The 9,477-nt window shown below is 43.4% G+C and carries 8 protein-coding genes; all 8 read right to left on the bottom strand.

What is annotated here, in order from left to right:
• Positions 1 to 72 precede the first annotated feature (72 nt).
• Positions 73 to 579 (bottom strand): efflux RND transporter permease subunit, encoded by a 507-nt coding sequence (locus tag CLV93_RS13305; protein ID WP_106542688.1) that lies wholly within the window; start codon positions 577 to 579, stop codon positions 73 to 75.
• Positions 580 to 878: 299 nt separating this feature from the next.
• Positions 879 to 1,271 carry a four helix bundle protein gene (locus tag CLV93_RS13300; protein ID WP_106542687.1) on the bottom strand — a complete coding sequence of 131 codons (393 nt, stop codon included), beginning with the start codon at positions 1,269 to 1,271 and terminating at the stop codon, positions 879 to 881.
• A 78-nt stretch (positions 1,272 to 1,349) separates the two neighbouring features.
• The gene (locus tag CLV93_RS13295; protein ID WP_106542686.1) at positions 1,350 to 2,432 is read right to left on the bottom strand and encodes an efflux RND transporter periplasmic adaptor subunit; all 1,083 of its coding nucleotides are present in this window, start codon (positions 2,430 to 2,432) and stop codon (positions 1,350 to 1,352) included.
• 100 nt (positions 2,433 to 2,532) lie between these two features.
• Positions 2,533 to 4,047, bottom strand: a complete 1,515-nt coding sequence (locus tag CLV93_RS13290; protein WP_106542685.1) for a 6-bladed beta-propeller — start codon at positions 4,045 to 4,047, stop codon at positions 2,533 to 2,535.
• Entirely contained in the window at positions 3,992 to 5,155 is a 1,164-nt protein-coding gene (locus CLV93_RS13285) for a DUF4221 family protein (protein WP_106542684.1), read from the bottom strand. Before CLV93_RS13285 ends, CLV93_RS13290 begins: the two co-directional genes overlap by 56 nt.
• A gap of 79 nt (positions 5,156 to 5,234) precedes the next feature.
• On the bottom strand, positions 5,235 to 6,353 hold the full coding sequence (locus tag CLV93_RS13280; protein ID WP_106542683.1) for a 6-bladed beta-propeller: 1,119 nt from the start codon (positions 6,351 to 6,353) through the stop codon (positions 5,235 to 5,237).
• Between the two features lie 29 nt (positions 6,354 to 6,382).
• A complete protein-coding gene (locus tag CLV93_RS13275) occupies positions 6,383 to 7,630 on the bottom strand; it encodes a 6-bladed beta-propeller (RefSeq protein ID WP_106542682.1) in 1,248 nt (415 codons plus the stop codon).
• A gap of 633 nt (positions 7,631 to 8,263) precedes the next feature.
• Positions 8,264 to 9,454 (bottom strand): 6-bladed beta-propeller, encoded by a 1,191-nt coding sequence (locus CLV93_RS13270; protein WP_106542681.1) that lies wholly within the window; start codon positions 9,452 to 9,454, stop codon positions 8,264 to 8,266.
• Positions 9,455 to 9,477 lie beyond the last annotated feature (23 nt).

Genomic DNA, 9,477 nt, shown 5'->3' with positions numbered 1-9,477 from the left:
CAACACACATTTCTGTCCAACAACAAGTATGAAAATATTGAATTAAACTAAGTCAATAATTAACAAAACCGGTCAACCATATTCAGGGAGCCACATTCCGGAACCCGTAACCTGTAACCTGAAACCTGAAACCCTCTTACTGGAGTCGCGTGTTGTGAGGTTGAGATAGAAAACCGGGATATCAGTGGCGTTCGCTTTGATCACCCGCGGGCGGTCAATGTTGCGGGGCAGGTAGTTCATCGCCCGGTCAATCTTTTCGTTCACCTCGATGAAGGCAAAGTCGATATCGGTACCGTAGTCAAACTTCAGGTGAATGATACCACTCTCGTTGCGGGTCTCGCTTTTGATGTCGGCCAAATGCGAAACCTGCATCAACTGCCGGCGGATGGGTTGAACGACGGTGTTCTCCAGTTCCCGCGCCGGTGTGTTGGGCACACTCACCTGTACGGTAATCTCCGGTATATCGACATCCGGCATCAGTGACACCGGGATATAATTCATTGCCAAAACCCCCAGCACCAAAATGGCGATGAAAGTCATGCTAACAGCTATCGGACGTTGGATGAGGAAGCGGACCATGCGAACTAGAGGTTACAGGTTTCAGGTTTCAGGTTACAAGTTGTGCCTTGAATAGAGTTGGCTGGTTTTATCAGTTTTTGATTACTCATTGATTTAAGGGTTTCAGGTTACAAGTTTCAGGTTTCAGGTTGTGCGATGGCAACCTTTGAGCTTCAAGTTTTGATGTTTTTCACTATCTGTGTCATCTGTGAATATTATCTGCGTCCATCTGTGGACATTCTTTGCGGCCTTTGCGTGGAATGAAAAGGTTTCAGGTTTCAGGTTGTGCGACTTTTGACTTTCGACATTTGACTTGTTTTTTAAGTTTGGAACTTGCGGCCTTTGATGGGTGATTTTCTCAGATAATCGGAGAACTTTTGCAGTTGGCGACTTAACCGCAGGCATTTTTCATTCATCGATTCAAATTCTTCTTTTTGTATATATCCAAAGTCTAAAGCGCGGTATAACTGTGAGCGGGTTTCTCCTATCGATGCTTTGGAAATAGTCAGGAACTGAATAAATTCCTTGTTTCCGTCACGTTCGTATCCTTCCGCGATGTTATCCATTGCCGAACCTGATGATCGTTTGATCTGATCAACCAAAGCATAGTCCTTTTTGAATTTATCAGTTTGCGTCAAGGAATAGATAGCCTGACAAATCTCTCTCGAAACCTGCCAAACCTCCAAATCCTCAAACCGATGTATTGTCACCATAACCTGAAATATTTTTTACCTAACCTGAAACCTCAACCTGTAACCTGAAACTTGAAACCTGAAACCTGAAACCTGAAACTACTTTATCTCAACTTCACTCTCATGCGCCAAATTCAGGTTGCCGGAGATGATGATGGTGTCGCCGGCGGCGAGGGTTCCGCCCTTATCGGGATGGGCGATGACGGAGTACGAGTTACTGTTTTCAGCCACGGTTTTCACGTAGGTCCAGAAAGCTTTTCCTTTGGTGTACTTGAACAGCACTTCCTGGTTTTGTCGTAACACAACGGCCGACTTGGGCACGACCAGCTGATTGGGAATTTCCTTTTCGACCAGGACTTTCACATTCATCCCTTCCATCAGGCCGCCGGGATTCTTTACCCGTGCCTTCACCTGGATTAAGCCATCCTCGTCGATCACCGGGTTGATTTCGGAGATACGCCCGTGATAGGTCTGACTACTGTTGGCAAAGGGGACAATCTGTACGTCCTCTCCTATCTCGATATCGTTGATTTCATTCTCGACCACACTAAACTCCACCTCGAATTCCGAGTTATCGATGAGAGTACAGAACGTATCTCCTGCATTCACCTGGTCGTACTGATTCTTGTTGATATTAGCCACAATGCCATTGAACGGAGCCACCAAACGGGTAGATTGCAGGTTGAAATCAGCAATCTTCAAATCCCGCAAAGCACTCTCATAGCCCGATTGAATCGCCTGGGTATGATAAATCACGGAGGGAATCTGCGTCGTGTCCAGGGTCTTGTATCCCCGCCCCATCAACCGGCTCGACAGAGCCATTCTCGCCTTATCCAATTCTATCCGGGCATTTTCTAACTTCTGCTGGTATGAGAAAGGTTTTAAGGAAGCAATCAGCTGCCCGGCTTTGACATGGTCACCGTTTTTAACTGCCAGCTTGATTAACTGCTCACTCACCTGGAACTGGAGATCGCTTTTGCGAACGGCGACTAACTTTCCGTTATTCACCAGCTCTTTCTCGAACGGTTCCTTCTTTAGCACCAATACCTGAACGGGATTTTCCTGTTTCAGATACGCTCGCTTATCTGCTGAATCGGTCTCTTTGGTTTGTGCGCCGGAACAGGCCACCAGGCCCAATAGGAGTGCTCCCGCTAAAAACCGGGCTAGTCGATTTGAGGTCATTTGTTGGATCTGTTTAGTGTGTTCTAAAATTAGCAAAATATCTTATTGTTCATAGAATAAAAACCGGTTTCATACAACACTATTGAATCTATGCATTCTATTAATTGATGGTTTCAGCAGCTATCAACCAGGTAGTATCCTCCTGGTAGTCTATACTGTAAAGTTTGTTCCCGGATGAAAATGCCGGCCAGAAATCCGGGTTACCGTCTACTCCTTTTATTTGGGGCTGACGCTTACCCTTGCTTGCCTCATAGAAGAGCTCTTTCTTTTTATCGTATACCAACCCATAGTTATTCATCTGATAAAAGAAATTGATAAACAGAAACCGGTTACTCTGCCTCGCATACAGCTGGAAAATATATTTATTCATATTCGCCTCCATCAATTTTACATTCTCAGCGATGTATCCGGGCACCTGCAAATTTCCCTCCTCAAACCGGCAGTAACTTAATTTCTGACCATCGGGGGTAATGATATATTCTTCATTGGTTTGCAAAGGCCAATACAGCAGTCGACCGTCCCCGATATTTTTCATGAGTGGCATATTAAAAAAATCAGGACTTGAACGTCGTTCTTTGGGGGCTGATACGGGAAGATACCGGTTGATAATGTTTCCTTTTTCATCAACTTTCATCAATGCAAACTTTTCCCCGTCGGGTTGATTGTAGTCGGGAACAGAGAGCATGAAACTCATATTTTCCATATAAGAAAAAGCTGCCGGAATATAGGGCAAATCAATGGTCTTCAGATATTCGCCATCAAAATGGTGAACGATGATTTTCTTACTGAAAGCATCCAGTAAAAATACCCGCGAGTGAACCGTATCGATGTCAAACTGATACAAGTTGGAATACTCTCGGGGGCCCTTCCCTTTCGTACCTATTTTCCGAAGAAGATTTCCCTCCTTATCAAACCGGAAAATATTCATCTGGTTATCCAGTAGGAAATAGTAGCGGGAACACACTTTCATATCCATTAACGTTCCGATAGCATAACCGCCGGTTGTTTTCAACTGAATACGCTTGATCTGGCTGAACAGGGAATCGGACTGAACCTCAACCTTCTGATACTTTCCATCCAGATATCCCTTCAGGTCCACTTTGATAAAAGGCTCTTCAGCGAGTTCCCGTAAAACTTCATCTATTTTGGACGGGTTCTCGTTTCCCTGTAATCTGACCTGACTAACCTGGTTATCATCCAATGAAAACAATACCGGTCCTGATATGCCGTCAGCCCTGCCGTCAGGACCCAGTTGATTGGCTGAATCGATGTATATATTCGGGGAATGTGTCGCCCACGCTCCCAACTCCGAATCCAAATCAGCAGTCGAGTCAACCGCTGTCAGAATAAAACGGATATTCCTGCGAAAGTAGTTTTGCTGGATGAACGATTTGACTTTGTTCAGCTCCTGACCTTCACCCGACAAGGGGATAATAAAATATTGGCTGTAGGTTCCCTGCGGGTTAGGTAATTCGTGTATGGCCATTTGGGCATACTTTGTCGAACTATCCTCATGGCAGGAAACAACCGCCAGAGATATCAGCCATACAACCAGCAGTCTAAAGCCGGTACTTCGGGTTAAGTTGAAAAACGGTAAATGTGGCAACGTTTTCATCGTTCGTTAGTTTTAGTACGTGTAATCCTTCGGGAGTAACAAATGTCACCGGCACGTAATAGCCAGAATAGACCGGTGTTTCTCCCAGTATGTTAAAATCTTCATCGGCTACCAAAATCGACATCTTCTTATCGAAATAGGCTTTTGCTCTTTTCGTTAAGTCAGGCTTTTCAACTCCATGCAAAATGAAGCGATAGTAAACATGACGGTATTTGTCGTAAAAGATACCTTCGTAGCTGGGATATTTCAGATAGTGATAGTACGATTCCTGTTGTGATTCATAGTCCCGGTCCTTTCCCTTGAATGGCAACGGAATGGTATCGAAATAATGACTTTTTAAGGACACCCATCTTTCTTCCTGATTATCCAGGTTCAAAACATTCACCTGATTGCTGGCCTTAAATGAAGTCACTAATTCTCCGCGGGAAGGATTAAATGTTCCTGACGGACGCCAATACTGATAGGTACCCATGTTATTGTGAATGTAAAACTCAGGAAAACCAGATAAAAAAGACACCTTTTTATTGGCCGGATGGTAGCACATCCAGGTCGGACGCTCTTCCCGTTTGGTGACAATATCAGGATACTCTCCCAAGCCACTGCACATGAAATACCAGTTCTGCTTATAGTATATCACCGGTCGCATAGTAGACAAGTAAGGCATCAACGTAAATGTTTTCAGATAATCTCCCATATCAATCGGAAACTTCCAGACCGTACTTCCATCCTTCCTTTCCAGAAAAATCGTTGTTTGAGCAAATGAGTAGATGAAAATGGAATCCAGGTTATAGGCAAAAACTTCATGCACATTTTTCACCCTATCCCCGACATCGACTTTGTCCGTTAAATGCCCGGTACGGTAATCAAAAACATTAACGGTTTTATTGTAATCGGTATAGAAAGCCAACGCGGAATCCTTCTCCAGGTAATGCAGTGAAAGTGACCAATTGGAGGTCTCATCATCGAGGTAAAAATTCTTTTCTCCTTTCATCAGCAGAATATCCTGATGGAAATCGTCTGGTTGCTTTTGCTTGGCTTTCGACTTCCACTGACAGGAACTCGCAGCGAAAACAAGCAACATCAAGGTTAGCGATAGGAGGTCTTTCATGTTTGTTGTTTTTTTGGTTTGTTTCGTAATAGCCTTCGGTCGGTTCACTCTTTCATGTACAACAATTGCAACTCCGGATTCAGTTTGCCATCTTCCAAACCACTACCAATGGGTTGCTCTCCTCGTTGATGTGGTGCTCTTCGAGGTAATCTGACAGCTGCTTTTCAACGCCATTTTTCTGCCCATCACTGAGAATCTGTACGGGGGAAACGAGGGAAATAAACGCTTCCTTATCCGTAATGTCACGCACCGGGAAAAGCCCCTGGCTCTGCTGTAAGTTCATCACGCTCTTTTTCTTCTTGTCATACATGACAAACTGCGTACTGACATTCCGCAGATCATTCTTATGGAACATCAGGTAAGAAAACAACAGGAAATTGGGTGTGTTATTTAAATCATCCAGTTTGGTGGCTACATCTTTCTGTTGGTACATTTTCATGACAGCTCCCGGATTCGCCTGATAGAGTTTGGGATCAATCCGGTTCGCCCCAAAGTCGACATAGTAACGCGCCTTTACGTTGTAGACCGCTGAAATTTCGTAAATGGAATCATTGGTCCCGTGACAAAACAAGGCCGAACTTTCGCCGACTGCAAAGGCCTTATTCGAGAAACTCATGTCACGACTCTCGATAAAGGGAATAAAATAGTGGCTCTCACCCGTACGTTGATTTCTGACATACAGATTGTCTTTCGGGCCCAATCCGTAACAGGCTGTTAATTCACTCGTTAGTTGTGCTGCGTTCATCACCATCTTAAAACCAGCGCTATCGGTCTGCACACCCACCGGCATTCCTTCAGGAGTATATTTCAGCACTTTGCCACCCACCGAGATGATGTTCAACCAGTGATGAAACGGATCGACGTAGAAGCTCTGAATCGCAATATATTCGCTGGGTCCCTTTCCCTTATCTGCTATCTTGAATTTGAAATGGCCACTCCCGTCGTAGCAAAGGATTTCATCCGAACTTTTATCCAGCAGATAATAATGGCCATCGTAGAACGACAATTTCCTGACTTTACCAATCGGCAACATGCTATCCAGCGGAACAATTTTTTGAATGGTCACCTGCTTATCCAGGTTCGTGTTCTGATTGACATTGACCAGGATGTTCACCAACGGATTGCCTTTTTCACTTTGATTCATACAGGAAGTAAAAACCACTCCCAACACTACCATAAAAAGAATGCTAATTTTCATTTTGAATACTTAGAATGATTTATCTGTTTTCATTTCACCTTCGCCACTACCAAAATCGTGTTATCATCTTCTTTGATGGTCTTGCTGAGTTCCTCCAGTTTTTTCTTCCTTTCAGGGAATTTGACTTCCTGGTTTTTGAATGCATCCGATTCGAGGTACTGCTTCATATCCAGTGCCGAAACCAACATCACTGCTGTCGAATCATTTGTGTAGGTAGGCCGGAAATCAGGGCCGCCGGTGATGTCGTTGATAAAGCCACCTTGTTTGGTCTCCTTTATCGCTACTCCTTTCTGGGTTTGCTTGTCATACAGGACATAGGCCAAGTTTTCATTTTTCGTTTTCGGTTTATTTGGGTCGAAATGATATCCGTAGGGAATAAAAACATAACGGTTCGTTTCGTGCACACCAACCCAACACAGATCTCCTGGCATTGGCCGGGTCCATTTTCGCTCGTATATCAAATCAGCGGGAAGTTTATGTTTTCCTAAATCGATAAAGAATTTTGGGACAATGTGATTGTTCTCATCATATGAATACACCGTATCGTTATAATTACCTTTCATATGAAGTTTGTTTTCAAATCGGTAGGTGAAATTCTGTTCTTTATAGGGGAGCGTACGAAAAGGATCGGCTTGCTCATTCGCACTCCTAAAATTGTGATTGGGAACTCCCTGAAGGGTATCGCCCTTTTCGTTGTGCTCGATAAATACAAAGCGTTCATTTCCAATAACCGGCTCGAAATAACTCACCTGCATGCTATCTCTGCTCCAGGTCCAAAAATTTATGAAAGATTCCATGGCCGGATTGGCGATGGTCCTAACATATTTCCCATCGAAATTAAGAACCATCATCTTTCCCTGGTCAGCAATCTGCAGATATATTCTTTTGTTCTTTTCGTCGACAGACATCTTCATACACGCTGTATACTCATCTGGTCCTTTTCCTATTCTTCCAATGTCTTTGATGAATTTACCAGAACGAGAGAATTGCAGGATAGGCTGTTTCCAGCACATCACGAAAATATAGTTTTTGGTCAGTTCAATGTTTTCAAAATGTCCAAGCAATGCATCCTTCGCGTTTTCGAGCTGAACGAACTGCACATCACTGGCCAATTCCGACAGCTTCACTTCCTGCTGGTGCCCGATAATATCGGCAAACGGTATGGTGTAAAATGAACCGGAATTCTCCTTCTTCGTGTTTTCCTGGCAGGAAAATGTGGTTATCACCAGAAGGGCTAGTAGCAAACTGAATTGGATTGGAAAGTGACGTTTCTTCATCTTTTTTGTTTTATGGGTTGAGATTAGATTGTTAGATGTTTTCTATCCTAATTTGATCTGTCTAAATACATGCCACATGATACAACCGATTCCGTCAATCGAGTTATCATCTCAATTATTTTCCGACTAGACAGCTTCTGTCTTGCAGCAACGATACGATCATTGCTAACTATGTAGGTAAAAACAAGGAGGTAAAATCTGCCACTAAACTTAATAAATAAGTTAAATACAACCAACTATTTGTCATAACAAAAACTCCCCACGGCCAATTAAAGCAATGAGGAGTTTTGAATTCACCTTTCGGGATGTATTAAGGAACGGCCTTTATGTTTTCCATGTTACTCAGGGACTTCCTTCGTTGTTCTTCTGTGCGGTGTGCTAACCTGATGACACAAAAAAAGTCGGGCTGGGAACCCGACTTTTATAAACTAACCTAACCTAACTAAACCAAACTAACCTAACTTAAAGATTCCTATGAAATAAACTTGCTTTTCCTGTCATCAAAGATGGCCGTTTTTTCTGTTAACTGATTTGAACAGCTATTAAAGAAAGTTAAACTTTACCGTTAGCCGGGAAGAAACAGCCAAACGTGTCGGATGAGAAACAGCAGTTTACTTAGCGCTCTATGTGGTATCATTTCAACTTCACCCACAACAAAACCGGGTTATCATTTTCATTAACGGAATCGTAGAAGCCGTTGAAATCTTTTACTCCCAATCGTTTGAGAGTAGCCAAAGAGGTCGAATCACCGGCCATCTGTTTAAAGAAGGTTTTGAACCCGACAGCCGACCAGCTGCGCATCCATTCATTCCCATTGATGACCCGGTTCGGCCAGTAAAAGGACGATGCACTCAACGGTCCGGTAAATGCTTTATCCATCGGCGAATTGTCAACTTCATACAATTTTCCCTCCCGTTTATCGTAGACCAGCTTCCGGTAGGTATCCTTATCTTTCTCATACAGGAAAAGATAACGACCGGTCTCCCTCACCGCCTCCAGCCAGGAATAACTTTTCTCCTGTTTTTCAAAAGCTTCCTGATCGCCCAGGAGATTTAGGGGAAGTGTATTGAAACCATGAAAGATGAACCGGGGCCGTAGCGCTTGCTCAGCCGGGTGATACGCGTACAAAGTATCGGACAAAAACTGACGATACTGCAACGTGTGATCAAAATGGTAAAAGGCATCAAAATACTGAATCAAAAACAGCGACTTGAATGGATAGGATTGAGGATTGGGAAAAGTCTTCAATGTATCCCCTTTTTCATTGAGCAGAAGCAGTTTATTGGGCTCATTTCCCATCAGATTAAACGGATACGCCAAATACCGGGATGAATCGGTTACCTCAGCCGCATATACGTAACCCAACGGAATGCTTTTGATATACGAACCATCTAACCGGTATACCTGCAGCTTATTTTGCAAGTAATCGTACAACGAAAGCCGCCTGTTTTTCCCATCGATGGTAAAATCCATTAGCGACAGATATTCACCCGGGCCCTTCCCTTGTTTGGCGAATCGTTTCAAAAACTTCCCCTGCATCGAAAACAAGTATAAATCATTCAGCGAAGAAACATAGAGCGTATCATCAAAAACCACCAACTTCGAAACCTTTGTAATGGCACACTCCTTTTGGAACTCAAGCGGGATAAATTGGATAGTATCAATCTGGTTGATAAATGAAAATCCATCCGTTGGTGACTGAATATCTGAAAAGTTGATTTGCGCGGCCTTCACCTCTTCAGGCTTCTGATTAGATGTTTTAGTAGCACATCCAAACAAAGTAACAGAAGCTACAAGGACAAAGAATTTGAGATATGGATACATATTCGTTCGGTTAAGTGTTTTAT

The organism is Prolixibacter denitrificans, from assembly GCF_003014495.1.
GTDB classification, from domain to species: Bacteria; Bacteroidota; Bacteroidia; order Bacteroidales; family Prolixibacteraceae; genus Prolixibacter; species Prolixibacter denitrificans.
This window is presented reverse-complemented; position numbering and strand designations above follow the sequence as displayed.

What these genes read in the sequence shown, in the direction of transcription:
- CLV93_RS13305 (WP_106542688.1), bottom strand. Translation starts at nt 579, where the DNA reads ATGGTCCGCTTCCTCATCCAACGTCCGATAGCTGTTAGCATGACTTTC.
- CLV93_RS13300 (WP_106542687.1), bottom strand. Translation starts at nt 1,271, where the DNA reads ATGGTGACAATACATCGGTTTGAGGATTTGGAGGTTTGGCAGGTTTCG.
- CLV93_RS13295 (WP_106542686.1), bottom strand. Translation starts at nt 2,432, where the DNA reads ATGACCTCAAATCGACTAGCCCGGTTTTTAGCGGGAGCACTCCTATTG.
- CLV93_RS13290 (WP_106542685.1), bottom strand. Translation starts at nt 4,047, where the DNA reads ATGAAAACGTTGCCACATTTACCGTTTTTCAACTTAACCCGAAGTACC.
- CLV93_RS13285 (WP_106542684.1), bottom strand. Translation starts at nt 5,155, where the DNA reads ATGAAAGACCTCCTATCGCTAACCTTGATGTTGCTTGTTTTCGCTGCG.
- CLV93_RS13280 (WP_106542683.1), bottom strand. Translation starts at nt 6,353, where the DNA reads ATGAAAATTAGCATTCTTTTTATGGTAGTGTTGGGAGTGGTTTTTACT.
- CLV93_RS13275 (WP_106542682.1), bottom strand. Translation starts at nt 7,630, where the DNA reads ATGAAGAAACGTCACTTTCCAATCCAATTCAGTTTGCTACTAGCCCTT.
- CLV93_RS13270 (WP_106542681.1), bottom strand. Translation starts at nt 9,454, where the DNA reads ATGTATCCATATCTCAAATTCTTTGTCCTTGTAGCTTCTGTTACTTTG.